At 67.3% G+C, this 23,636-nt stretch carries 23 protein-coding genes; 8 read left to right on the top strand and 15 right to left on the bottom strand.

Translation table 11 applies throughout. From position 1 onward, the window contains the following. Window positions 1-9: 9 nt before the first annotated feature. Both HUS23_12815 and rfbG read left to right on the top strand, forming a co-directional pair. Window positions 10-5,160 carry an OmpA family protein gene (locus HUS23_12815; protein ID QKT04625.1) on the top strand — a complete coding sequence of 1,717 codons (5,151 nt, stop codon included), beginning with the start codon at window positions 10-12 and terminating at the stop codon, window positions 5,158-5,160. A 591-nt stretch (window positions 5,161-5,751) separates the two neighbouring features. Beyond that, window positions 5,752-6,921: a CDP-glucose 4,6-dehydratase gene (gene rfbG, locus HUS23_12820; GenBank protein QKT04626.1), complete on the top strand. Its 1,170-nt coding sequence runs from the start codon at window positions 5,752-5,754 to the stop codon at window positions 6,919-6,921. A 187-nt stretch (window positions 6,922-7,108) separates the two neighbouring features. Here the strand turns inward: rfbG and HUS23_12825 are convergent, their stop codons facing one another. Continuing rightward, window positions 7,109-8,029 (bottom strand): LysR family transcriptional regulator, encoded by a 921-nt coding sequence (locus HUS23_12825; protein ID QKT04627.1) that lies wholly within the window; start codon window positions 8,027-8,029, stop codon window positions 7,109-7,111. 297 nt (window positions 8,030-8,326) lie between these two features. Between HUS23_12825 and HUS23_12830 the strand changes: the two genes are divergently transcribed. From HUS23_12830 to HUS23_12840, 3 genes are read left to right on the top strand one after another with little or no spacing between them, the layout of a single operon-like run. Next, window positions 8,327-9,076, top strand: a complete 750-nt coding sequence (locus tag HUS23_12830) for a hypothetical protein (protein ID QKT04628.1) — start codon at window positions 8,327-8,329, stop codon at window positions 9,074-9,076. A gap of 11 nt (window positions 9,077-9,087) precedes the next feature. Next, on the top strand, window positions 9,088-9,855 hold the full coding sequence (locus tag HUS23_12835; protein ID QKT04629.1) for an aspartate/glutamate racemase family protein: 768 nt from the start codon (window positions 9,088-9,090) through the stop codon (window positions 9,853-9,855). Window position 9,856: 1 nt separating this feature from the next. After that, window positions 9,857-10,366: a DUF2938 family protein gene (locus HUS23_12840; GenBank protein QKT04630.1), complete on the top strand. Its 510-nt coding sequence runs from the start codon at window positions 9,857-9,859 to the stop codon at window positions 10,364-10,366. A 9-nt stretch (window positions 10,367-10,375) separates the two neighbouring features. Here the strand turns inward: HUS23_12840 and HUS23_12845 are convergent, their stop codons facing one another. Further along, window positions 10,376-10,633: a MoaD/ThiS family protein gene (locus HUS23_12845; protein ID QKT04631.1), complete on the bottom strand. Its 258-nt coding sequence runs from the start codon at window positions 10,631-10,633 to the stop codon at window positions 10,376-10,378. Between the two features lie 11 nt (window positions 10,634-10,644). Next, the gene (locus tag HUS23_12850) at window positions 10,645-11,805 is read right to left on the bottom strand and encodes a glycosyl hydrolase (GenBank protein ID QKT04632.1); all 1,161 of its coding nucleotides are present in this window, start codon (window positions 11,803-11,805) and stop codon (window positions 10,645-10,647) included. Between the two features lie 165 nt (window positions 11,806-11,970). Between HUS23_12850 and HUS23_12855 the strand changes: the two genes are divergently transcribed. Then, a complete protein-coding gene (locus tag HUS23_12855) occupies window positions 11,971-12,396 on the top strand; it encodes a hypothetical protein (protein ID QKT04633.1) in 426 nt (141 codons plus the stop codon). A 28-nt stretch (window positions 12,397-12,424) separates the two neighbouring features. Here HUS23_12855 and HUS23_12860 read toward each other — a convergent pair whose 3' ends face one another. The 3 genes from HUS23_12860 to HUS23_12870 all read right to left on the bottom strand — a co-directional run bounded on the left by HUS23_12860 (window position 12,425) and on the right by HUS23_12870 (window position 14,463). Continuing rightward, window positions 12,425-12,916: a C40 family peptidase gene (locus HUS23_12860; GenBank protein QKT04634.1), complete on the bottom strand. Its 492-nt coding sequence runs from the start codon at window positions 12,914-12,916 to the stop codon at window positions 12,425-12,427. Between the two features lie 141 nt (window positions 12,917-13,057). Beyond that, a complete protein-coding gene (locus HUS23_12865; protein ID QKT04635.1) occupies window positions 13,058-13,474 on the bottom strand; it encodes an NUDIX hydrolase in 417 nt (138 codons plus the stop codon). Continuing rightward, complete coding sequence (locus HUS23_12870) at window positions 13,471-14,463, bottom strand: hydrolase (GenBank protein QKT04636.1); 993 nt, start codon at window positions 14,461-14,463, stop codon at window positions 13,471-13,473. Before HUS23_12870 ends, HUS23_12865 begins: the two co-directional genes overlap by 4 nt. Window positions 14,464-14,766: 303 nt before the next feature. Here HUS23_12870 and HUS23_12875 point away from each other — a divergent pair, with 303 nt between their 5' ends. Both HUS23_12875 and HUS23_12880 read left to right on the top strand, forming a co-directional pair. After that, window positions 14,767-15,108: a DsrE family protein gene (locus HUS23_12875; GenBank protein ID QKT05086.1), complete on the top strand. Its 342-nt coding sequence runs from the start codon at window positions 14,767-14,769 to the stop codon at window positions 15,106-15,108. Between the two features lie 147 nt (window positions 15,109-15,255). Further along, window positions 15,256-15,798, top strand: a complete 543-nt coding sequence (locus tag HUS23_12880) for a DUF502 domain-containing protein (protein QKT04637.1) — start codon at window positions 15,256-15,258, stop codon at window positions 15,796-15,798. A 24-nt stretch (window positions 15,799-15,822) separates the two neighbouring features. Here the strand turns inward: HUS23_12880 and HUS23_12885 are convergent, their stop codons facing one another. The 9 genes from HUS23_12885 to HUS23_12925 all read right to left on the bottom strand — a co-directional run bounded on the left by HUS23_12885 (window position 15,823) and on the right by HUS23_12925 (window position 23,611). After that, on the bottom strand, window positions 15,823-16,311 hold the full coding sequence (locus tag HUS23_12885; protein ID QKT04638.1) for a peroxiredoxin: 489 nt from the start codon (window positions 16,309-16,311) through the stop codon (window positions 15,823-15,825). 13 nt (window positions 16,312-16,324) lie between these two features. Continuing rightward, window positions 16,325-16,783, bottom strand: coding sequence for an SEC-C domain-containing protein (locus HUS23_12890; GenBank protein QKT04639.1), 459 nt, complete (start codon window positions 16,781-16,783; stop codon window positions 16,325-16,327). After that, window positions 16,780-17,001: a hypothetical protein gene (locus HUS23_12895; GenBank protein QKT04640.1), complete on the bottom strand. Its 222-nt coding sequence runs from the start codon at window positions 16,999-17,001 to the stop codon at window positions 16,780-16,782. Before HUS23_12895 ends, HUS23_12890 begins: the two co-directional genes overlap by 4 nt. A gap of 157 nt (window positions 17,002-17,158) precedes the next feature. Continuing rightward, window positions 17,159-18,409 carry an MFS transporter gene (locus tag HUS23_12900; protein ID QKT04641.1) on the bottom strand — a complete coding sequence of 417 codons (1,251 nt, stop codon included), beginning with the start codon at window positions 18,407-18,409 and terminating at the stop codon, window positions 17,159-17,161. A gap of 161 nt (window positions 18,410-18,570) precedes the next feature. Next, window positions 18,571-19,059, bottom strand: coding sequence for a DUF302 domain-containing protein (locus HUS23_12905; protein QKT04642.1), 489 nt, complete (start codon window positions 19,057-19,059; stop codon window positions 18,571-18,573). Window positions 19,060-19,227: 168 nt separating this feature from the next. Continuing rightward, the gene (gene acs, locus HUS23_12910) at window positions 19,228-21,165 is read right to left on the bottom strand and encodes an acetate--CoA ligase (GenBank protein ID QKT04643.1); all 1,938 of its coding nucleotides are present in this window, start codon (window positions 21,163-21,165) and stop codon (window positions 19,228-19,230) included. 39 nt (window positions 21,166-21,204) lie between these two features. Then, a complete protein-coding gene (locus HUS23_12915) occupies window positions 21,205-21,510 on the bottom strand; it encodes a hypothetical protein (GenBank protein ID QKT04644.1) in 306 nt (101 codons plus the stop codon). 100 nt (window positions 21,511-21,610) lie between these two features. Continuing rightward, window positions 21,611-23,344 carry a cation acetate symporter gene (locus HUS23_12920; protein QKT04645.1) on the bottom strand — a complete coding sequence of 578 codons (1,734 nt, stop codon included), beginning with the start codon at window positions 23,342-23,344 and terminating at the stop codon, window positions 21,611-21,613. Window positions 23,345-23,347: 3 nt separating this feature from the next. Then, a complete protein-coding gene (locus HUS23_12925; protein QKT04646.1) occupies window positions 23,348-23,611 on the bottom strand; it encodes a DUF4212 domain-containing protein in 264 nt (87 codons plus the stop codon). Window positions 23,612-23,636 lie beyond the last annotated feature (25 nt).

Here is a 23,636-nt window from a genome sequence, read left to right on the forward strand (position 1 = left end):
ACCCACACGATGACGCTAGATGTCAGGCATAGAAAGCAGGAAACCGTCGCCGCGGGTAGCCGCGTCGCGCGTCGCTGTGCCCGCGCGCGTGCCTCGCGGCGCGCTTGGTTACCCTTGCTCTCGCTGCTCCTCGTGTGGCCTGCGCACGCGGAGAGTAGCGCTGCACGGTGGGGCATGGTGGAGCCCGCGCCACTCGGCGAGGTGACCGAGCGGCAGGTCGACCCTGACGAGCGCTCGACGCCCTGGCTCCAGGACCCCGCGCTGTACGAGGACTCGTATGGCGATCGCATCGAGAATCAGCAGGTACTGGAGCGCGCGGTCGAGACGCGCAAGCTGCAGAATGTCGTGCCGCCCATTCGCTTTGCCTCGGGACAGGCGGAGATCCCCGATGGCTACGTCGAGCTGTTGCGCGCGGCCCTGGATCAGATGAAGCACCGCGTGAACGTTCGGCTGCACTTCGTCGGCCACAGCGACAACGTGCCGTTGCGCGGCGCGCTGGAGGAGCAGTACGGCGACAACCTGGGGCTGTCGCGCGAGCGTGCCGGCACCACCGCCGAGTACTTCCAGCGGGCGCTCAGCCTGCCGCCTGAGTCGATCTCCTACGAGGGCGTCGGCGAGGCCCAGCCGGTGGCGAGCAACGATACCGAGGCCGGGCGTGCGCAGAACCGCCGAGTGGAGGTCGAGGTCTGGTACGACGAGGTGAGCGAGGTGCTCGCCGAGCGCGAGGTGGTGGTGGCGCGCGAGCTCACGCGTGTGCCGGTCTGTCGCGTGGAAACGGTGTGCATGCTCAAGTACAAGGAGGGGCATGCCAAGCGCGCGCGCATCAGGAACCTCCTGCCGCCGCTGCGTTACGACGCGGACGCCGGCGAGATCCCGCCGCAATACCTCGAGCAGCTGCGCGAGGCGCTGCACAACCTGCGGGACAAGCAGAACGTGGTGGTGAAGTTTATCGGTTACACCGATGACATTCCGCTGACCGGGCGCACCGCCCGCATCTATGGTACGCACGAGGGACTCTCCAGCGCCCGCGCCCGACGCGTCGCCCTCGCGGTGCAGGACGCGCTCGGCCTGCCGACCGCCGCCGTGGACAGCGACGGTCGAGGCGCGACCGCGCCCCTCGCTTCGAACGAAACCGAGCAGGGGCGGTCGCTCAACCGTCGCGTCGAGGTCGAGTTCTGGCACGACGACCCGTTGGCGGAACTGCCCGACGAGCCGCAGCTGTGTCCGGAGTCGGCCGCCGCCGAGACGGTGACCGTGGTGTACGACCCGCCGAGCGGGGCGATCCGGCCGATCTATTTCGACGGCGGACGCGCGCAGGTGCCGCCGGGCTACTTCGATCGCCTCGGCCGACTGCTCGAAGAGGTGCGCCACAAGGCCAACCCGCGCCTGCGCTTCATTGGCTACACCAACAACGAACGGCTGGATCGCCGCGTGGCGATGGTGTACGGCGATGACATCGGCCTGTCGGCGGCGCGCGCCACACGCATGATGCAGCAGGCGACGGCACACCTTGGGCTGCCGCCCGAGCGGGCGGAGACCGAGGGCCGCGGCTACGTGCAGACCGAGGACGTGGTCAACGCGGGCTTCGTCGAGGCGGAGCTTGCGCGGGTGGAAGTGCAGGTGGTCTATGACGAACTGGCGGCGCTCGATGACGCCGACGCCATGGACATCACCCGCTTGACGCGCGCGGTGGCGCCCAAGAACCCGTTCGCGCTGAATTCCATGCGCATCACCGTGGACGGCAAGCCGCTCAGCGATCCGAACAAGAGCATCGCCGACGTGCAGCGCTGTACCGACGTCGCCCTGGACGCGGCCAACATCGCGTTCAAGTTCGACAACCTGGCGTTCTCGCCGCGGCTCAACGTGACGGCCTGGCCGAGCACGCTGCGCTACCGCGATGACGCCGATACCGAGTATCCCGAGAACCTGGTGCAGTTCCGGCGCTACACCAACTACGCGAGTTTTATCGCTGAGTCGGAGGTGCGCATTTTCCGCGCCGAGGACTCCACGCGCGCCGAGCCGCTCGCGGTCGTGCCCCTGGATGCGGATGGGCGCGGCGAATGGGAGGCCGAGTTCGACCGCGTGGGTGCCGCGGGCCTGGACCTTCAGTACCTGGTGCGGGTGTATGACGCCGATGGCAACTTCGACGAGACGCAGCCGCAGCCGCTGTGGGTCGTCGAGGCGCTGGCCGACGAGCCCGAGGCCTACGATCCCCAGCGCGAGGTGCTGGTCGGCTACGGCGAGAGCCGTCTCGCGGTGCGGAACATTCCCTTGAACGGCGGCACCATCCGCGTGGTGGGGGCGGACATCCCGAGCGGGCACTCCGTGTGGGTGGCCGGGCGGGCATTGCCGCTCAGCGAGGATCGCGCGTTCGTGACCGAGGAGATACTGCCCGCCGGGATGCATACGGTGGAGGTGGCCGTGCTCGACCAAGCGGGCAACGGCGAGTTGTTCCTGCGCGACCTGGAGCTCAAGAAGAGCGACTGGTTCTACGTCGGTATCGCCGATCTCACCGTGTCGGCGCACGATACCCGCGGCCCGGCGCGCCTGCTCGGCGACGCGCAGTACGACGATGACCTGGCGGTGGACGGGCGCCTCGCGTTCTATACCAAGGGCAAGTTCGGCGATCGCTGGCGCCTGACCGCGAGCGCCGATACGCGCGAAGGGCCGGTCGAGGACATCTTCAGCAACTTCATGGACAAGTCGCCGGATGCGCTGTTTCGGCGCATCGACCCGGATTACTACTATCCGACCTTCGGCGACGACGGCACGGTGACCGAGGACGCGCCGACCATGGGCAAGTTCTACGCGCGGCTCGAGCGCGACCAGAACCACGCCTTGTGGGGCAGCTTCAAGGTCGGGTATCTCGGCAACAGCCTCGCGCACGTGGATCGCAGCCTGTACGGCGCGAATCTGCATTACCGCACCCAGGACACCACCAGCTTCGGCGAAGAGCGGCTGATGTTCGACGGCTTCGCGGCCGAACCCGGCACCGTGGCCGCGCGCGACGAGTTCCGCGGCACGGGCGGCTCGCTGTACTTCCTGCGCCACCGCGACATTCTAATCGGCTCCGAGCGCCTGCGGGTGGAGGTGCGCGACAAGGACTCGGGCATCGTGCTGGCGGTGAAGAATCTGCTGCCCGGTCTGGACTACGACGTGGACCACCTGCAAGGGCGGGTGATGCTGACCGAACCCTTGTCGCCCACCGCGAGCGACGACCTGCTGGTGGACAGCGGGACCGGCAGCGGCAACCCGGTGTTCCTGGTGGCGCGCTACGAATACGCGCCCGGCTTCGAGAAGCTCGACACGCTGGCCGCCGGTGGGCGCCTGCACTACTGGTTCAACGACCACGTCAAGCTCGGCGTGACGGGCAACCGTAACGAAGAGGACGACGCCGAGAGCAGCCTGGGGGCTATCGACCTCACGCTGCGCAAGAACACCGATTCCTGGCTGCGCATCGAGGCCTCGGAGAGCACGGGCGGCGACGTCACCGCCGTGCAGTCGATCGACGGCGGCTTCGGCTTCGACCCGGTGTTCGGGCCGCAGGGTCAGGATCTGCGTGGCAGCGCCTATCGCTTGGACGCCAGCGTCGGCCTGCGCGATGTGTTCCAGGACGTGGACGGCAAGCTGACCCTGTACCACCAAAGCGTGGACGCCGGCTACTCCTCGCCCAGCGTGCGCGCCGCCACCGACACCGATCAGCACGGCGGCGCGTTGAGCATGCCGGTCACCGAGCAGGTGGGCCTACGGGTCAAGGCCGACAAGCGCAGGCAGCAGATGGGGCTGAATACCCAGGCGGTGGAGGTGGATGTCGACTACCTGCTCACCGAGCGCTGGACGCTGAGTAGCGGCGTGCGGCACGACAAGCGCACCGACCGCTCGCCGGTTGTCCCCTTGACCCAGGAGGAAGGCGAGCGCACCGATGCGGTGGTGCGCGCCGCCTACGATTCACACGAGCGCTGGAGCGCCTACGGCTTTGCGCAGGACACCCTGAATACCACCGGCAACCGTGATCGCAACGGGCGCCTCGGTACCGGCGGCGCCTATCGGTTCAGCGACCGCTTCCGTATGCGCGGCGAGGTCTCCGGCGGCGACCTCGGCGCGGCCGGGCAGCTCGGCACCGACTTCCTGTGGACCGACCGCACCAACCTTTATTTGACCTACGCGCTCGAGAACGAGCGCACCGACAACGGTCTGCGCGCCCGCCGGGGCAACCTCACCTCCGGTTTCAAGACCCGCTACTCGGACAGCGCGAGCGTGTACGTCGAGGAGCGCTATACGCACGGCGACGTGCCCACCGGGCTGATGCACTCCACGGGCGTGGATCTCGCACCCACGGATCGCTGGAACTTCGGGGCCAATGTGGACGTGGGCACCCTGAAGGACCCGCAGACCAGCGCCGAGTTGCGCCGGCAGGCCTTCGGCGCGCGTGTCGGCTACGGGTTCGACGCCTTGAAGGTGGCGAGCGCCTTCGAGTACCGCGTGGACGAGATCGAGAACCCCGATACCAGCTTCGTCAAGCGCACCACCTGGCTGACGAAGAACAGCCTGCGCTATCAGTTCTCGCCCGATTGGCGGCTGCTCGGCAAGCTGAACCACTCCGAGAGCGAGAGCTCGCAGGGCGAGTTCTACGACGGGCGCTATACCGAGGCGGTGCTCGGCTATGCGTACCGGCCGGTCAACCACGACCGCTTGAACGCGCTGTTCAAGTACACCTACTTCTACAACCTGCCAACCGCGGACCAGGTGACGCTGAGCAATACGCCCGCGGCCTTCATCCAGAAGAGTCACATCCTCGCGGCGGACGTGCTGTATGACCTCACCGCCCGCTGGACCGTGGGCGGCAAGTACGCCTATCGCCTGGGCCAGGTCAGCCAAGACCGCGAGAATCCGGAGTTCTTCGACAGCAACGCGCACTTGTACATCCTGCGCGTGGATTGGCACTTCATCCGTCAGTGGGACGCCCTCGCGGAGTGGCGCATCCTCGATCTGCCGGATGCCGGGGACCGGCGCAGCGGGGCGCTGCTGGGCATCTACCGGCACCTCGGTCGCCACGTGAAGCTGGGGGCGGGTTACAACTTCACCGACTTCTCGGACGACCTGACCAACCTGTCCTACGACTCGCAAGGCGTGTTCGTCAATATCGTCGGTAAGTTCTAAAGGGAAGTATGAGTCGGTCCCTCCTTATGTCCTGAGCCCTGTACAGCGCACAACAGGGCTTCCTCACTGGTTCGTTATCAACGGCGAGGCGGGGGAGCCCGCTAGCCGGATGCTCAGGGCGTGCGGGGCAGCCGCGTCCGAGGCGCGTGTGCTCAAGCGGCGCCGTCGGCAGCGCGCTGTCGGTTGGGACGTGGCGCCCGCTGGCGGCACGCCCCGCGGACGCGCCACGGTGGGAGCGGCCACTTTACCTCCTACACTGTATGCGGTAGGTGCTCGCCGGAGTTGACCGGTCGCGCCGGCCCGACTAAATAAACGGCAAGCCATAAAGGCACGGTAGGCGCCCAGGGCGGAGTCCCCAGAGGACCACGCACGTGAGAAAACGAGCGGCGGAAGTATTAGGCGCTCAATCATTTACTGCTTGCCAGCGATGCATTTGCCTCGCGTTCCCAGGGAACGAGGCGGGGCAAGTATTTCCCGTTGTCGGCAGGTTGTGCGTCTGGAGGGGCGCGGCGCGCGGCGGCCCAGCGCGAGGACGGCATGCCCGGCGCCCCGAGTGTATCTCGGGGCCAACGCTTGATAAGGAGATCGACAATGAACGTCAGTGACGCGTACCGGGGGAAGACCGTCCTCGTAACAGGGCACACAGGCTTCAAGGGCTCGTGGCTCAGTGAGTGGCTCACCCTGCTCGGCGCGCGTGTCGTGGGCTACTCGCTGGATATCCCTTCGACCCCTTCGCACTTCACCGCGCTGGGGCTCGGCGAGCGTGTCGCGGCGGATGTGCGCGGCGACGTGCGTTCCCTGGACGCTCTGCAGGCGGTGATCGATGAGCACCAGCCGCAGTTCATCTTCCACTTGGCGGCGCAGCCTATCGTGCGGCGCTCGTTCAAGGAGCCCCACTACACCGTGGAGACGAACCTCGGCGGTAGCCTCAACGTGCTCGAAGCCGTGCGCCGCGCGGAACGCGACTGCGTGGTCATCATGATCACGACGGACAAGGTGTACGAGAACGAGGAGTGGGTCCACGCCTACCGCGAAAACGATCGGCTGGGCGGCCACGATCTCTACAGCGCGAGCAAGGCCTGTGCGGAAATCGTCATCTCCGCCTACCGGCGCAGCTTTTTCGAACGCCCGGCCGCGCAGGGTGGCTCCCGCGTGGCCGTTGCCAGCGTGCGCGGGGGCAATGTGATCGGCGGCGGCGACTGGTCCGAGAATCGCATCGTGCCGGACGCCGTGCGCAGCCTGGCGCACGACCAACCGATCCGCGTGCGCAACCCCCGTTCGACCCGGCCCTGGCAGCACGTACTGGACCTGCTCGGCGGTTACCTACAACTCGGTGCGGAGATCGCACACGCCCGCGCGCAAGGGGACGAGGAGCGTCTGCGGGAGCTTTGCTCGGCCTTCAACTTCGGGCCGCTGCTGGCCTCCAACCGCACCGTCGGCGAGCTGGTAGAGGAGATTCTCAAGCACTGGCCGGGGGAATGGGAAAACCTGCACGAGGCGCACGCGGAGCACGAGGCCGGCAAGCTCAACCTGACCATCGACAAGGCCGTTCACATGCTGGGCTGGCGCCCGCGCTGGAGCTTCGAGGAATGCGTCGCCGAGACGGTCGCGTGGTATCGGGGCTACTACATGCAGCGCAACCCAAGCACGGAGGCGGTGCGCCGGCTGACGCAGGAGCAGATCCTCGCGTACATGGGGCAGCAGCCGGACCAGCACGCAGCGGCGCGCACGGCTGCGGCGCACGCGGCGGGCGGCGGGTAGGGCGGCGTCCTCAGCGCGGGGCACGGAACGTTGGGCGAGGGCCGGCCCCGTGCACGCCCCGGATGGGTTCGATAAATCGAGGTAGGGTAAGCGCATGTCCCGGCCCGCCAGCCGCGCTTGCGGGCGCGTGGGTTTCACAGTGGGGCGCGGCCGTGTGGGAAATGGCCGTTGACGCGGTGATCGCCTGCTAGTTCGGTTCGGCCTCCCTGACCTGGAACAGGCGCGTGCATAACTCGCGTAACCAATTGCTGGCGGCGTCGCCGTGGTTTACGCGGTGCCAAACCATTTTCATCTCGAATCCGGGCACCTCCAGCGGCGGCTTGAACGCGCGGAACTCCCAGGCGGACTGAAACGCTCGGGCCAGACGCTCCGGTAGGGTGACCATCAGGTCGCTGCCGTTCAGCACCAGAGGGATGGCGAGTGCATGCGGGGCGTACAAGCGCGTGTGGCTGGCGAGGCGGCGCTTGGCCAAGGCCCGGTCGACCACGCCGATGTTGCCTTCTTGTGGTGTGTACAGCACGTGGTCGTATCCGACGAACTGTGCCAGCGTGATGCCCTCGACGATCTCCGGGTGATCTTTCGCGACCAGGCACACGAACTCGTCCTTGAACAGCACCTTCTCGTAGAAATCCGCCCCCGCTTCCACCTGGCTGCTGAAGGCCAGGTCGACCTCGTTCGCCTCTAGTTTCTTCAGAACCCGCTTCTCGTCCAGGCGCAAAACCTTAATGGCGACCTTGGGCGCAATCCCGGCGAGTTCGCTCAACAGGGCGGGCAGCAGGGTCGCGCTGCCGTAGTCGGTCATGGCCACCACGAACAGCTTGTCGGAGGTGAGGGGATCGAACTTGCGGTTGGACTCCAGCGTCTCCTCGACGAGCTGGAGGGCCTCGCGGATGGCGGGTGCGATGGTGCGCGCGAAGGGCGTCGGCAGCATGCCCTGCGAGGTCTTGACGAATAGCGGGTCGCCGTACGCGGCGCGCAGTCGGTTGAGGGCGTTGCTCACCGCCGGCTGCGACAGGCCCAGTTCGATGCCGGCCCGGCTCAGGTTGGCGAGACGGTAAACGGCGTCGAATACGACGAGCAGGTTGTGGTCCAATTTTCGGTTATTCACGTCATGAATAATGAATTATAAGGTCTATCAGTGTTGAGCATAGCTCAGTTCTTTTCGTAGATTAAGCGGCAGGCGACAAGAAGTTGCGATTACTTAAGGTTTCTACTCGGCATGGATGGGTTCCGGGAGCAGGGTGACAGGGCATCTGTGAGCGCCGCGGCGGCCGTAGCGGCTAGCACGCGTGGCGCCCGGTGCCAAAGTACGGCGGCCCCTTCGGGGGCGGCCGCGCCGGGCCTACACCGGGACCTGCTCCACGGCCGACACCGTTTTCCTCCGTCCAACAGAAGGGTTGTCGCCATGGAAAACGTCGATTGTCGTGCGCTGGACCCGATCGCCTGCACGAATTCCGTCCGTCGGGCCGCCATTATCGCCGGCCATTACTGCCTGTCCCCCGAACTCAGTGACCTTTCGCATGACAGCGATGCCGAGGAGATCTCGTTCTTGAGTGGCGCCAAGCTGCTGCACGATCTGCGTTCGCAGGGCAAAGACGGGGTGCTGGTGCTGTGGATCAACGACATCGGGATCGATCCTGCCGAGCGCGAGCGGCTGCGGGCCGAATATGCGCTACCCGAAAACTACCGTGCCATTCTCGACCGTTACGCGCTGTCGCGCAGCGACGTCTCGGTGATGTTCGAGAGCGCGATGCGCAACAAGGCCTCCACGACGCTGCGCAAGCTCGCCAAGCGCAGTCCCGAGACCTTTCTCGTCGTAAGTCCCGATGATCCAGCGCTGGTGCGCTGTATCAATCGGGCCACGTGTCAGGCAGAACCGCCCGGCCGCGTCTACGCCGTACAGGGCCCTGATCAGGAGATGCTGGTGGTGAAGGAAGGACCGAATCCAAAGTGCAACCTGATTCTCGGAACCTTCCTCAAGCAGGTCACGAGCGACTACGCGCCCGACATCGTGGTCAATATCTTCAACGCGATCTATTCGAATCGGATTCGCTTCGGCGTTTACGTTTCGAAGCATGTACTCGGCAACAGCACGCCGATCTTCAACTATTTTGCCGACGGGGACGTGGTCACCGAAGCCTGTTGGCACGTTTGAGAGGAAGAAATATGGGGGATGAGGCGAGGGCGGCATGGGCCGCTCCTGTTGCCCGCCGGCGGCTCGGGATCATCACAGGCGCCGGGCCGGAGGCCGGCCTCGATCTGTGGAGCAAGATGCTGGCGGCGAACCGGGCGATGCTGGGCGCCGCCTACCGCGGTGACCTTGACGCCCCCGATGTCACGGTCTTCTCGGTGCCCGAGCTCGGTCTCGCCATGGACCTCGAAGGCAACGAGGAGCGGCTGTGGGAGGTTTTACGCCAGACGCTGCTTACCATGGATGCCGCCGGCGTCGACCTGTTCTGCATCGCGTGCAACGCGCTGCACTACTACGCCGACCGGATTGCGGACTTGCAGCTCAACGCGCGTTTCGTGTCCATCGTCGACGCGGTGCGCGCTTACCTCCAGGCCGAGGGGGTGGAGGAGGCCGCCATCTTGTCGATCAGTCGGGTGATGGCGCTCGATCGCTGGTCGGCCTACACGCCGCTGGCGCGCGACGTGCGCCTGGAGACGCCGGAGGAGCCCGCGTTGTTGGACGAGATCATCCAGTGCGTCAAGCGCTACGGGCCGCAGCGTGCCGAGACCTTCGGCAAGTTCGCGCGCGTCCTGGAGGGGCTGCGCGCGCCGGTCGTGCTGCTCGCCTGCACCGAGTTGCCGCTGATTCCTACCACCCAGCGCGACAAGACGCTGGTGGATGTCACCGCGGTGCTTGCGCGTACCATGGTAAAAGCTTCGCTGTCGGCGCCGGACGTCGAGAGCGTGGGTGAGGGGGGGCTGTAAGGTGGAATTCCTGTTGGTAGCGTTCGCCGGGGGCCTGCTCGGCTCCTGGTGGATGGATCTGGTCGACGATTGGAACAAGCGCACCACCGGCATCCACAGCGGGGTGACCGCCGCGCTCATCGGTCGCTGGGTGCTCGGCTGGGGGCGCCTGCGCTTCGCTCACAGCGAGATCACCGAGTCGCCGGCGCGCGAGGGCGAGGCGCGCGCGGGGATGGTGTTCCATTATCTGGTGGGCGGCGGCTGCGTCGCCCTGGTGTACCCGTTGTTTTTTCTTGCGACCGGTATCCCCACGCCGAGCAGCCACATCGTGCCGGCCATCGTGTACGGCTTCATTACCTCGCTGTTGCCGTGGTTCATTCTGTTCCCAGCCTTCGGCTGGGGCGTGTTCGCACGCCGTCCCCTTCCCGGCACGCGCCCGGTCCTGGCCAGCACCATCACCCACCTGCCTTACGGGCTGGGCATCGGCGTCACGCTGGACGGCTACGCCTGGCTGACCGGCGCGGGATTCTGAGCCCGCGCATCACCCACCGCTCAAGGCCTGCACGATCGCCACGTCGTCTTGCTCTGCGAGCGGGCGCGAAAGGTCGAACACCGCTTCGCCGTTGACGAAGAAGCGCATGTGCGGGCGCATGCGGTTCTGTTCGTCGATGATGCGGAACCGGAAGCCGGGGTAGCGCTGGTCGAGGTCCGTGAGCACCTCGTGCAGGGTCGCGCCTCGCGCCTGCACGCGGTCGGCGCCCGTGTAGGACTGGAGCGGGGTTGGGATCAGTACGTTCATGTCAGCGGCCACTAATCGAGCAGGCCCGCTTCCACGGAGTAGATCTCGGGCAGGTGGCGCGCGACACAGTGCCATTGCGCCCCCTCGTTGGCGCTCATCCATAGCTCTCCGCTGGTGGTGCCGAAGTACAGCCCGACCGGGTCCTGCGCATCGGCGGTCATCGCCTGGCGCTTGACGGTCCACCAGGCCTGCTCGAGCGGCAGTCCCGCATCATGGCGCTGCCAGCTCTGGCCGCCGTCGTGCGTGGCGTAGACCGCGGGCGTGCCGCCGGGGCTGGTGCGCGGCCAGACATCGGTGCCGTCCATCGGAAACACCCATGCGGTGTCGGCATCGCGCGGGTGCACCACGATGGGAAAGCCGATGTCGCCCACCTCGCGCGGCATGGCGCGGCCGATGCGCACCCAGGCGTCGTCCGGCCGGTCGAGGCGATAGATGCCGCAGTGGTTCTGTTGATACAGGCGGTCCGGATTGCTCGGGCAGAGTTGGACGCAGTGCGGGTCATGAAAGGTGGGCTCCGCCGGGTCGAAGCCGGGTACCACCGCGAGGCCCTTGATGAGCGGCGTGAAGCTTCGTCCGGCGTCGCGCGACTCGTGCACGCCGCCGCCCGACATGGCGATATACAGGTGCGCCGGGTCGCGCGGGTCGACGATGATGGAATGCAGCTTCGGACCATCCGGCGTGCCGTCCTGCACGGTGCCCATCCACGCGCGGAATTGCGCGTCGTCGTTGAGGCTCGAGTAGGGCGCCCAGGTATCGCCGCCGTCCTCGGAACGAAACAGGCCCTGCGGCGAGGTGCCGGCGTACCACGCCTGCGGCTCATCGGCATGGCAGGGGGTGAGCCAGAAGGTATGGTCCACCGCGCGCCCCTGGCCATTGGGTGCGGGCGCGAACGCCGGCGGCCGGGTCGCCTCGCGCCATGTGGCGCCGAGGTCCATTGATCGGTACAGGGTAGGGCCCAGGTGGCCGGTCTTCGCCGCCGCGAGCAGCGTGCGACGGTCGCGCGGGTCGAGCACCAGGTGGTGGATGATCTGGCCGAGGAAGTGCGGGCCATCCACCCGCCAGTCCTGGCGGTCCGGCGAGGCGTGAAACAGCCACGCGCCTTTGCGGGTGCCGACGAGCACGACCACGTGCGGGTGGGCCTTGGCTGCTGAGACGTGGTTCGTTGAGGCCATGGGCGTTCCTCCTTGGATCGATCTTCTTATTGTTCTTATCGAACGGGGCGGACGGCAATCGACAGCCGACTGTCTGCGATGCAAACGATATGATAGGCCCGAAACGGCTTTGGCGGTGCTGGGGGCAGCGGCGGTACAGCGAGGGGAGGGCCGGTGGCGGCGCGAGTGAGTTGCATTCAGGCGGTGGTGGGTGGCGCACTGTTCATCGTGCCGACGCTCGGGAGCGCGTGCAGTTGTCTGCCCGACTCGGTCGAGGGGCACTACGGCGCGGCGGCCGAGGTGTTCGTCGGCCGCGTCGTCACGGTGCGGGACGCGGCTCATCCTGGGCCGCTGTTCGACGCGGCGGCGGCCGTCGCAGCGACGGTGGCGGTGGAGGAAGCCTACAAGGGTTATCCGGCGTCTCCGTCGGCGGTTTGGAGTGAGCCCGTGCATCCGGGCCACTGCGCCATCGATCTGGCGGTGGGCGGGCGCTACCTCTTTTATGTCCACGTGAGCGGGCAGGTTGACCTGTGCGGCGGCACGCGCCGGCTACTTGCGGACGATCGGGACGAACTGGCAGACCTGCGCCGCTTGCGGAACGTCTTACGCTAGCGCGAGGGCCTTCGTCGCGCGGTGCCGCTCAGGGGCGGCGGGACATCCAGTAGGCGGAGGTCCAGTAGGGATTGTCGAGGCGGGAGACAGTCACGCCCTGGCTGGTCGAGGCGTGCAGGAAGCGGCTATCGCCCATGTAGATGCCCACGTGCCGGGTCTTGCGGCCGGTGCGGAAGAACACCAGGTCGCCGGCTTGCAGTTGATCGCGGCGGACGGGCTGCCCGTGACGTGCCTGATCCTCGGTGGAGCGGGGCAGTCGGTGACCGAAGCGCTCGGCGTAGGTGGTCTGCACGAAGGCCGAGCAGTCGATCCCGCGGCGGCTGTTACCGCCGAGCCGATAGGGCGTCCCGGCCCATTCGTCGTGCTGAGCCATCAAGCGTCGTACCACGTCGGGCGGCGGCGCCGGTGACACCGAGGGCGGCGCGGGGACAGGGTGCGGCGCGGAGGCGCAGCCGCTCAGGGCGAGCACGGCTAGCAGGAGCGGTAGCAGGAGCGTGCGCAGGGCGATGGCGTTGAGCATGGTCCGATCTGTGTTGGTTGTTCTTGTGGCCGCGCGGCGGCGACGGCCCCGAGCGCCGCTAGTGTGCCCAAACAGCCCGATGAAGGCCAGGAACCCGCCCACACGCCGCCACCACGCGGTGATCTGCGCCTTGGGTCGCGCTCACGACGTGAACCCACAGCGGCGGAGCAGTGTCAGGGTGACGGCGTTGACCGGCAGGTCCACGAGTTCGTCCGGGCGCAGCCAGGCCGCATCCAGTACATCACTGTCGGCGCGGAGTTCGCCGCCGAGGTACCGGGCCTCGAGGTCTACCACGACGTAGTGGAAGCATACCGCCCCCAGGGCGTCGCGCTCGATGACGTCGAAGGCGTAAACGGGTTCCCCTGCGGCGATACGCAGGCCCGTCTCTTCCAGCACTTCCCGTGCGGCCGCCTGCTGCAGGGTCTCGCCGAGCTCAACCTTGCCGCCGGGGATCGCCCACTCACCCTGATGCGGCGCTGCGCCGCGGCGCACCAGCAGGACTCGACCGTCGTGGATGACCAGCGCGCCGACGCCTGCGCGCGGGCCGTTTGCGCTCATGCTGCCGTCTCCCGCGCGAGGTCGGCAAGGTGAACGCCGAGGTGGTCCGCGATGCGCGGCTCCAGCCAGTAATGGGGGCGCCAGGGCCAGCGGCCGCTCACGAAACCGACATGCCCGCCGCGCTCGGCGAGTTCGAGGCGTACCTGCGGGGAGAGTTCTGCGGCGGCGGGGATACAGTCCGCGGACATGAAGGGATCGTCGCGCGCGTGCAGAATCAGCGTCGGCACGCGGATGTCGCGCAGGTACTGGCGACTGCTCGCCAGGCGGTAGTACTCGTCCGCGCCGGCAAAGCCGTGCAGCGGGGCGGTGACGTGCTCATCGAAGGCGCGAAAGCTGCGCAGCGCGCGCAACCGGCGTGCGTCGAGGGTCCCGCCGCGCAGGCGCAGCTTGCGCCGCAGCGAGCGGCGGAGGGTACGCAGCAGCGCCCACTGGTACAGGCGCGAGGTACCGCGTTCGAGGCGCGCGGCCGCATCCGCGAGCATGAAGGGTACCGACACCGCCACCGCAGCCTGTACGAGCGGCGCCTCCCGCCGCGCGCCGGTCTCGCCCAGCCATTTCAGCAGCACGTTGCCGCCCAGCGAGAAGCCGACCACGCCCAGTGGCGTGTGCGGCTCGCGGCGCCGCAGTTCGCGTACCACGTGGGCGAGGTCACCGGTCTCGCCCGAGTGATAGCTGCGCGCAAGGCGGTTGGGTTCCCCGCTGCAGCCGCGGAAGTGCATTAGCACGCCGCGCAGGCCGCGGTCGTGCAGTTCCCGCAGCAGGCCGCGCGCATAGCCCGAGCGGCTCGAGCCCTCGAGCCCGTGCAGGACCAGCGCAAGGGGACCTCGCTCGCGGCTGTTCCAGTCGAGGTCCAGGAAGTCCCCGTCGGGCAGTTCCAGGCGCTCGCGGTGCAGGACCACGCGCGGCCGGCGAAGGAGGTGCGGCCACAGGGTCTGCGCGTGCGGGCCGGGCAGCCACCAGGCCGGGCGAAAGTCGCTCCTGACGATCATGGTCGATGAGTCTAACAGCCCCCCGCGGCGCCGGGCGCCATGCAGAGTGCAATGCGAGCGATTGCGCATTGCACGGCAGCCGGCCGCACGGGCGGTGATTCAGGCGCTTACGCGTGCGCCGGCACCGGCACATCCATTGCATCCCGTTAAGGGGTCAACAATAGAGGAAGGAGTCTGAGGATGATACGAAACGGACGCGGTTGGGCAGCGGGCTTGCTGGCCATGGTGGTGGCGGGCGTGGCCGGCTGGGCGCTGGCGCAGGAGGAGGTCGGTCAGGATGCCAACGTGGGTCCCGACAAGGTCGTGTACCACGTCAATGAGGGCGTCGAGCAGGCCAGCGACGCCTTGCGGAATATCCGCAACCACCTGAGTGTGAATCCCGATGCGCAGATCAAGGTGGTCACGCACGCCGCCGGGATCGACTTCCTGATGCAGGGGGCGGCGGATGCCAACGGCAACCCCTTCGACATCCCGGTGCAGGAATTGGAGATGCAGGGAGTCGAGTTCAACGTGTGTGCCATTACGCTCAAGAGCCGGGACATCGATCAGAGTGAATTGATGCCCGAGGCCCACGTGGTCCCTTCGGGCGTGGGTGAGGTGGCGCGCCTGCAGGCGCGTGAAGGCTTCGTGTACCTCAAGCCCTGAGGCCGCGATACCCTGTCCGCGGGCGCTGCGGGGCCGCTCCCGCAGCGCCCTTTTATTTGCGAGGCTGCCGGCGCGGCCGCTGGCCGTGCCGGCAGCGGGTGCCCTATGATCGCGTCGAACGAATAACGAGAAGCGGAGAGATCCACCATGCGACGAGGCCATTTCTGGGGACACTTCCTCGCGGGCGCGCTCGCGCTCCTACCGTTGTTGGCCGTGCTGGCCGCCGCGCGCTACATCGAGCGTCTGGCCGCCGGTACCTGGCTGGCGGCGCAACCGTTCTATGTGCCCGGCCTCGGGATTCTGCTCGCGGTGCTCGGCACCTACCTGTTCGGCCTGCTGTTGTCGACGGTCGTGGGGCGTTGGGTGTGGGATGCGCTGGAGCGGCGCCTCGCGCGCATGCCCACGCTCGGCCTGATGTACCGCACGGTGCAGCAGGTCCTGCACCAGCAGCCGCAGGGGGAGGGGCTGTTCAAACGCGTGGTGTGGGTGCGCAGCGAAGGGCGCGAGGAACTCGGCTTCGTGACGGCGGAGGCGACGGACGACGGCCGTCTGTGGGTGTTCCTGCCCGCGGCGCCCAACCCGACGGCGGGGCGCCTGCTCGCGCTGGCCCCCCACTGCGTCGCGCCCGCGTCCCTGTCGGTCGCCGAGGGGGTCCGCCATGTGGTGTCGCTGGGCAGCGCGGTGCGCTAGCGCGCGATGGCCGCTGCGTTTCGCTCACCCAGGCGCCGGCGGGGCGTCCGCTCGGCGCAGGGCGCGCAGGTCCTCCAGCACTTGGCCTGCGTGACGCGGGGCGTCGACGCTGCGGTAGATGCGGGCGATGCGGCCCTCGGGATCGATCAGAAAACTCTGCCGGCGTATCGCCTTCAGTGGCCCGACGCCCCACACGGCCCCATACGCCGTGGCCGCTTTCGTGCCGGTGTCGGCCAGCAGCGGAAAGTTGAGGTCATATTTGTCGACGAACATCGCGTGCGACGGTGGGCCGTCGCGGCTGACGCCGAGCACCAGGGCGTCGAGTGCCTGGAACTCGCGCAGGGCGTCGCGGAAGGCGCAGGCCTCGGTCGTGCAGCCCGGCGTGTCGTCCTTGGGGTAGAAATAGAGCAGCACCCAGTTGCCGCGGTAGTCCCGTAGCCGGTGCAAACGTCCGTGCTGATCGGGTAGCTCGAAATCCGGCGCGGGGGCGCCCTCGCGCAGGCGGTGTTTCATCGCGAGCCCCTGATCAGGCCGGTCGCCCGCCGGACTTGCTGCGACGCGCTGCTCCCCGCGTCGCGGGTTCGGGGAAGTCCACTGCATCCACATAACGCCACGCACCCTCCTCTCGTTCGAATCGACTGCGCTCGTGGAGCCGCTCGGCCGTGCCGCGGTACTTGTAGCGGGCCACGAACTCCACGGTCCCTTGTTGATCGTGGGGGCCGCCCGCCTCGGTTTCAAGCACCTTCAAGCCTAGCCACTCGCCGTCGGACGGCACATTGAGATTGGGTGGACGTGTGCGGCTGTGCCAGGATCTCAGCAGGTAGTGCGCGTCGTGTAGGACAAACGCGGTGTAGCGCGAGCGCATGAGGCGCTCGGCCGTGGGCGCTGCCTCCCGCTCGCTCAGCAGGGGCTCGCAGCAGGCGCCGTAGGGCGCGCCGGAGCCGCAGGGGCAGGGGGCGTCGCTGGGATGGGTGCGCGGCTTCAATCCCACTCCTCGGAATGCTCGAGGCGGCGCTGCAGATCCTGCTCGGTCAGCGTGCGTAGCTCGCGCTCGGCATCGATCAGACTGGTAGCCCCCATCACCGTCTTGCGCACGTAACCTTCCTCGTCGCGCGGGGCGAACAGGAGCACCAGATTGCCGTACGACTCCTTACCCACGGCCACATCCCAGGCCTGGCCCGCATTGTCGATGAAGCTGCGCATCTCGCACCTCCGGCGGTTGCTGATAGGAAGTCTGGATAACGCCATGCTGGTGTATCTGACCACGCGAACAAAAAGCGGGGTACTTCGCGCCTCCGAAGCGCTCCGAAGGTTTCCCTTAAGCTTATCGGTGCCGGCCGTCGGCTTCCAGGTGTCGCAATCAGCGCTGCAGGTCGAGCTCGGGTTCGGCGTCCGCGCGTGGGTCCATCTGCACCGACGCGGGCGTTGTGCGGTGCAGCGGCACGAAGGGCTCGGGATGCTCCGGCGGCGCCTCGTGGCGGCGGCGCAGCTGGAGCAGCCCGAAGGCGGCCAACAGGGCCAGGATGACGGCCATACCCCCGAACAGCGCGGGGCCGCCGAGGCGGTCCATGGCCACGCCGCCAAGCAGGGGGCCGATGATGGCGCCGATGCCGTAGAGCAGCAGCAGCCCGCCGGTGGCCTCCAGGATCTCCAGCGGCTCGAGGTGGTCGTTCACGCAGGCGACGCTGACGCTGTAGATGGAGAACACCATGCCGCCGTAGAAGAAGGCCAGCACCGCCATGGCCGCCGGCCAGTAGTGGGCGGCCAGCGCGATGGCGGCGGCCAGCAATGCGGCGAGCAGCGCCACCACCACCAGCACCACGCGCCGCTCGCCGTGGTCCGACAGGCGCCCGATGGGCCACTGCAGCAGTGCACCGCCGACGATGAGCGCGCTCATGAAGGCGGCGATCGCGACCTCCGTCAGTTCGGTCCGGTGGGCGAACACCGCACCCAAGGCCCAGAAGGCGCCGTTGGTCACCCCCGCGGCGAACGCGCCCAGCATACCGAGCGGCGACACCTCATACAGACGCTTGAGGCCGGTGCGGGCGCCACCTACGCGGTGCGGTTCGGCGCCGGTGGAGGTGGTGAGCGGCACCAGCGAGAGGGAGATCAGGACGGTGACCAGGGCGAACAGGGCGAAGTCCGCGATGTCCGCCACCAGGATGAGGTACTGCCCCGCGGCCATGGCGACCAAGGTGACCGCCATGTAGGTCGCGAACACTTGGCCGCGTCGATGGTTGGGCGCGGCGGCGTTGAGCCAGCTCTCGATGATCATGTACAGCCCCACCAGGCAAATCCCGGTGACCACGCGCAGCCCCGCCCAGATCCAGGGATCGATGATGAGCGCATGAGCCAGCACGCTGGCCGATGCAATCGAGGCCAAAGTAGCGAAGGCGCGCACGTGCCCGACGCGGCGGATCAAGCGGGGCGAGAGCCAGGTTCCGACGATGTAGCCTACGAAGTAGGCCGACATAATGGCGCCGATCGTGGTGTCGCTGAAGCCGGCGAGCGCGCCGCGCAGACCGAGCAGGGTACTCAGTAAACCGATGCCCGTGAGCAGAATGGCCGTAGCGAACAGCAGCGCGATCACGGACACGAGTAGACGTAGCATGTTGGGGTGTGTCGGCCGTTCGGGGAGGCAGTGGAGGCGGGGGGCGCGCCGCGGCAAGTGTAGAGGGCGGGGGTATGCGCGTAGCGGCGATGGGTCCCAATTTCGCCGACTCGGGAGGAACGGCCGCGGGCATCTCGCGCCCGGGCCGCCGAAGAAACGGGTCAGTCGCCGCCGTCGGTCGCGGCGCGCGTGAAGTTGTCCAGCGCGTCGCTCATCTTCTGGAGCTCGGCGTCGCAGCCTTCGATCTGGTGCCGCGCGGCGAGGTACTGCGGGTCGTTGTAGGCCAAAAAGACCCGCCCCTCAGCGTCTTCCCACACCAGCGCCTTTTGCGGAAAGTCGACCGCAGCGGCAGGGGCACACTGCATGATCGGTGTGCCGATGGCTGGATTGCCGAACAACAGCACCTGAGTGGGGCGCATCTCGAGGCCGGCGCGGGCCGCGCCGGCGGCATGATCGATGCGAGTGAAAACGGTGAGGCCTTTATCCTCCAGCGCGCTTGTCAGGCGATCGAGGGTGGTGTCCACAGAATGCGCGCTGGGCATGACCACCAGTCCGTCGCTGGCCGAGGCGGCGCCGTGATCGTGCGCGCCGGCGACGCTGCTCAGGCACAGGGCGAAAAGGGCGGCGGGGCCCCAAAAACGTGGTCCCATCGACTCCCTCCTTACCGTTAAGAACCCACAGGCTCCTTCAGCCTAGCAGCCGGTAGAGGAGCCGCGGGCGGCGGCGTCGGCGTGCGCGGCAAGGTGCGAAGCGGGCGAGTACAGCCGAGGTAGGGAAGGGCCGCCCCGGCGCGGGGATCGCCGGGGCGGCACACCGCGTCAGCGGTTGGCGCGGTTGTCGATCAGGCTTTGCACCACGCTGGGATCGGCCAGCGTCGAGGTATCGCCCAGCATGTCGATTTCGTTGCCGGCGATCTTGCGCAGGATGCGGCGCATGATCTTGCCCGAGCGGGTCTTGGGCAAGCCCGGGGCCCACTGGATCACGTCCGGGGTGGCGATCGGGCCGATCTCGCTGCGCACCTGCGCGACCAACTCCTTGCGCAGTTCATCCGTGGGCTCGGCGCCCGACATCAGGGTGACATAGGCGTAAATACCCTGGCCCTTGATGTCGTGCGGGTAACCGACCACCGCGGCCTCGGCGACGGCCGGGTGCAGCACCAGCGCGCTCTCGATCTCCGCGGTCCCGAGGCGATGGCCGGAGATGTTGAGCACGTCGTCCACGCGGCCGGTGATCCAGTAATAGCCGTCCTTGTCGCGGCGTGCGCCGTCGCCCGAGAAGTAGAAGCCCGGGTAGGTCTTGAAGTAGGTGTCGATGAAGCGCTGGTGGTCGCCGTACACCGTACGCATCTGCCCCGGCCAGGGACGGGTGATGACGAGGTTGCCTTCACACTCGCCCTCCAGCACCTTGCCCTCGTTATCCACGATGGCCGGCACCACGCCGAAGAAGGGCAGCGTGGCCGAGCCGGGCTTGAGTTTCGTGGCGCCCGGTAGCGGGGTGATCAGGTGGCCGCCGGTCTCGGTCTGCCACCAGGTGTCCACCACCGGGCAGCGCCCATCGCCGACCACGCGGTGGTACCACTCCCAAGCCTCCGGGTTGATGGGCTCGCCCACGGTACCGAGGATGCGCAGGCTGGTGCGCTGGGTCTTCTTCACCGGCGCTTCGCCCTCGCGCATCAGCGCGCGGATCGCGGTCGGCGCGGTGTAGAAGGTGTTGACCTGATGCTTGTCGATCACCTGCCAGAAGCGCGAGGCGTCGGGATAGGTGGGCACGCCCTCGAACATCAGCGAAATGGCGCCGTTGGCGAGCGGTCCGTACACGATGTACGTGTGCCCCGTGACCCAGCCCACGTCGGCGGTGCACCAGTACACCTCGCCGTCCTGGTAGTCGAACACGTATTTGTGGGTCATGGCGGCGAACAGCAGGTAGCCGCCGGTGGTGTGCAGCACGCCCTTCGGTTTGCCGGTAGAACCGGAGGTATAGAGGATGAACAGCGGGTCCTCGGCGTCCATCGGCTCGGGCGCGCATTCGGCGGCGGCGTCGGCCATCGCCTCGTGGTACCACATGTCACGTTCGGCGTCCCAGTCGATGTTGCCGCCGGTGCGGCGCAACACCAGTACGGTGTGTACGTCCGGGCAGTGGCTGAGCGCCTTGTCGGTGTTGGCCTTGAGCGGCACGGCCTTGCTGCCGCGCAGGCCTTCGTCGGCGGTGATCACCACGCGGCAGTCGGAGTCGAGGATGCGGTCCTTCAGCGATTCGGGCGAGAAGCCGCCGAACACCACCGAGTGCACCGCGCCGATGCGTGCGCAGGCCAGCATGGCGGCCGCGGCCTCGGGCACCATGGGCATGTAGATGCACACGCGGTCGCCTTTTTTCACGCCGCGCGCCTTGAGCACGTTGGCGAGGCGGCACACCTCGGCGTGCAGTTCGCGGTAGCTGATCTTACGGTCTTCGTTGGGGTCGTCGCCTTCCCAGAGGATGGCGGTCTGGTCGCCGCGCTGCGCCAGATGACGGTCCAGGCAGTTGACGGTCACGTTGAGCTGGCCGCCCTCGAACCAGCGGATGTGCGCCTTGTGGAAGTCCCAGTCGAGCACCTTGTCCCAGGGCTTGTCCCAGGTCAGGAAGGTCTTAGCCTGCTCGGCCCAAAACGTCTCTGGATCCTCGACGGACTGGCGGTACATCGCTTGGTAACGCTCGGCATCGATATGCGCGCGCTGGGCGATCGCTTTTGGAATGTCGTAAACCTTGTCGTCGGCCATACGTGCTCCTGATTAGCGGTGGCGCGGGAGGCGCAAGCCTCAGGGCGCCGCCACATCGATGGTGGGAATCCAGCCCTGGGCGTAGAACCACATGTACAACCCCACCCGGACCATGATGATCAGTAAGAATGCCAGTAGAGGGATGTGCTCATCAACGACCACCCGGGGCGTGAGTGCCCGCGCCAGTGCCCGGGCCGGCCAGGTGACCCAGCCCATCACCTTGTAGATCGAGTTCTCGTGCCGGCGCTCGCGTAGCAACAGTGCCAGCAGACCCTGCCCGATCAGCGTCCACATCATGGCGCCGAGGATCAGTTGCAGGATCTGGAAGAGTTGAAACATCGTCATGTGCGAAACAGCCCTCGCGAAAAAATGGGCCCGGCCGAAGCCGGGCCCGGTGGGTTGCGTCTAGGCCGAGGCGGGGCGTCCCTGCCCCCAGCCGGTGGGGCTAGGCCTGATCCAGACGCGGGTAGCGCACGCTCTGCACGAAGTTGCGCACCTCCTGCGAGGGCGCCTGGGTCAGCAGGCTCACCACGATCATGGTGATGAAGCCCGCCGGGATGCCGAACGTGCCGGCCGCCACGGCGTTGATGCCGAACCACTTGTCCATGCCCATGAAGTGCACGCCGATCAGGTAGAAGAGCGTGAGGCCGAAGCCCACGATCATACCCGCCACGGCGCCGGCCTTGTTGGCCCGACTCCAGAACACGCCCAGGACCAAGGCCGGGAAGAAGGCCGCCCCCGCGAGCGAGAAGGCCCACGCCACGATGGCCAAAATACCGGCCGGACGCTGTGCCGCCACCGCGGCGGCGACCACCGCCACCAGCAGCAGCAGGCTGCGGGCGATCATGAGGCGCTTCTTGGTGGAGGCCTGCGGGTTGACCATCTTGTAGTAGAGGTCGTGCGACAGCGCGTTGGAGATGGTGAGCAGCAGACCGTCCGCGGTCGAGAGCGCCGCGGCCAGACCACCGGCGGCCACCAGGCCGGCGATGACGTAGGGCAGGCCCGCGATCTCCGGCGTGGCGAGCACGATGGCGTCGGCGTTCAGGGTCAGACCCTGCAGGTGCAGGATACCGTCGCCCATCACGTCCTCGACCCGCACCAGGCCGACCCGTGCCCACGATTCCACCCAGGCCGGCAGCTCGGCGATGGGGGTGCCGATCACGTTCTTGTACACCTCCAGCTTCGCGAACGCGGCATAGGCCGGGGCCGAGAAGTACAGCAGGAAGATAAAGAACAGCGACCAGCCCACCGAATTGCGCGCCGCCCGCACGCTGGGCGTGGTGTAGAAGCGCATCAGGATGTGCGGCAGGGCCGCGGTACCGACCATCAGGCAGAAGGTCAGGGCCATGAAGTTGAGCTTGTCCATGTCGGTGAACGGCACGGCGTGCGGGTTGGTCACCCCCAGCTGCTGCTCGAGCACGGCGATTTGCTGCAGGGCCTCACCGTACATGAGCTGCGGGATGGGCACGCCCGTCACCTGGTAGGACATCCACACGATGGGAATCAGGTAGGCGATGATCAGGATGATGTACTGCGCCACCTGCGTCCAGGTCACCGCGCGCATGCCGCCTAGCATGGAGCACACCAGGATGCCGGCCAGGCCCACGAACACGCCGACCTCGAAGGGGATCTCCAGGAAGCGGCTGGTGATGATGCCCGCGCCGGTGATCTGCGCCACCACGTAGGTGAACGACGCCGCGATGGCCGCGATGATGCCGATGGTGCGGGCCATGTTGCCGCCGTAACGCGCGCCCAGGAAGTCGGGCACGGTGTACTGGCCGAACTTGCGCAGGTACGGGGCGATCAGCAGCGCCACCAGCACGTAGCCGCCGGTCCAGCCCATCACGTAGGCGAGGCCGTCATAGCCGAACGCATACAGCGTACCGGCCATGCCGATGAAGGAGGCCGCCGACATCCAGTCGGAGCCCACCGCCATACCGTTGAACACGGGCGGCACCTTGCGCCCTGCGACGTAGTACTCGGACACCTCGCTGGTGCGCGAGATGATGCCGATCACGGCGTACAGACCGATGGTGGCGGCGAGGAAGATCCAGCCGATCACCCGCTGCGGCAGGCCGAACATCTCGAGGATGCCCAACACGACCACGAAGGCGAGGAAACCGCCGGTGTACAGCCCGTAGATCTTGGGGAGGTTGGCAATAAACTTGTCGGTCGCCATTTTTTAGTTCTCCTCCTCGGCGACGCCGTACTCGCGGTCCAGGCGGTTCATGGTCCAGGCGTAGTAGGCGATGATCGCGACATAAATGATCAAGGCCCCCTGGGCGCCCATGTAGAACGCGAGCGGAAAACCCAGAAAGCTGATCTGGTTGATCGCCGGTGCAAAGAACACGACCACGTACGTGACGACGAACCAAATCCCCAGCAGTACTGCTGTCAGGCGTAGGTTTTTATCCCAATACGCCTGCTTTTTGTCATCGGTTTGCACATCGAGCCCCTTTTATATTTATGCG

Source organism: Ectothiorhodospiraceae bacterium 2226 (assembly GCA_013348725.1).
GTDB lineage: Bacteria > Pseudomonadota > Gammaproteobacteria.

Bases quoted from the DNA above. Each gene is read 5' to 3' on its own strand.
- HUS23_12815 (QKT04625.1), top strand. From the start codon at position 10: ATGACGCTAGATGTCAGGCATAGAAAGCAGGAAACCGTCGCCGCGGGT.
- rfbG (QKT04626.1), top strand. From the start codon at position 5,752: ATGAACGTCAGTGACGCGTACCGGGGGAAGACCGTCCTCGTAACAGGG.
- HUS23_12830 (QKT04628.1), top strand. From the start codon at position 8,327: ATGGAAAACGTCGATTGTCGTGCGCTGGACCCGATCGCCTGCACGAAT.
- HUS23_12835 (QKT04629.1), top strand. From the start codon at position 9,088: ATGGGGGATGAGGCGAGGGCGGCATGGGCCGCTCCTGTTGCCCGCCGG.
- HUS23_12845 (QKT04631.1), bottom strand. From the start codon at position 10,633: ATGAACGTACTGATCCCAACCCCGCTCCAGTCCTACACGGGCGCCGAC.
- HUS23_12850 (QKT04632.1), bottom strand. From the start codon at position 11,805: ATGGCCTCAACGAACCACGTCTCAGCAGCCAAGGCCCACCCGCACGTG.
- HUS23_12860 (QKT04634.1), bottom strand. From the start codon at position 12,916: ATGCTCAACGCCATCGCCCTGCGCACGCTCCTGCTACCGCTCCTGCTA.
- HUS23_12865 (QKT04635.1), bottom strand. From the start codon at position 13,474: ATGAGCGCAAACGGCCCGCGCGCAGGCGTCGGCGCGCTGGTCATCCAC.
- HUS23_12870 (QKT04636.1), bottom strand. From the start codon at position 14,463: ATGATCGTCAGGAGCGACTTTCGCCCGGCCTGGTGGCTGCCCGGCCCG.
- HUS23_12880 (QKT04637.1), top strand. From the start codon at position 15,256: ATGCGACGAGGCCATTTCTGGGGACACTTCCTCGCGGGCGCGCTCGCG.
- HUS23_12885 (QKT04638.1), bottom strand. From the start codon at position 16,311: ATGAAACACCGCCTGCGCGAGGGCGCCCCCGCGCCGGATTTCGAGCTA.
- HUS23_12895 (QKT04640.1), bottom strand. From the start codon at position 17,001: ATGCGCAGCTTCATCGACAATGCGGGCCAGGCCTGGGATGTGGCCGTG.
- HUS23_12900 (QKT04641.1), bottom strand. From the start codon at position 18,409: ATGCTACGTCTACTCGTGTCCGTGATCGCGCTGCTGTTCGCTACGGCC.
- HUS23_12905 (QKT04642.1), bottom strand. From the start codon at position 19,059: ATGGGACCACGTTTTTGGGGCCCCGCCGCCCTTTTCGCCCTGTGCCTG.
- acs (QKT04643.1), bottom strand. From the start codon at position 21,165: ATGGCCGACGACAAGGTTTACGACATTCCAAAAGCGATCGCCCAGCGC.
- HUS23_12915 (QKT04644.1), bottom strand. From the start codon at position 21,510: ATGACGATGTTTCAACTCTTCCAGATCCTGCAACTGATCCTCGGCGCC.
- HUS23_12920 (QKT04645.1), bottom strand. From the start codon at position 23,344: ATGGCGACCGACAAGTTTATTGCCAACCTCCCCAAGATCTACGGGCTG.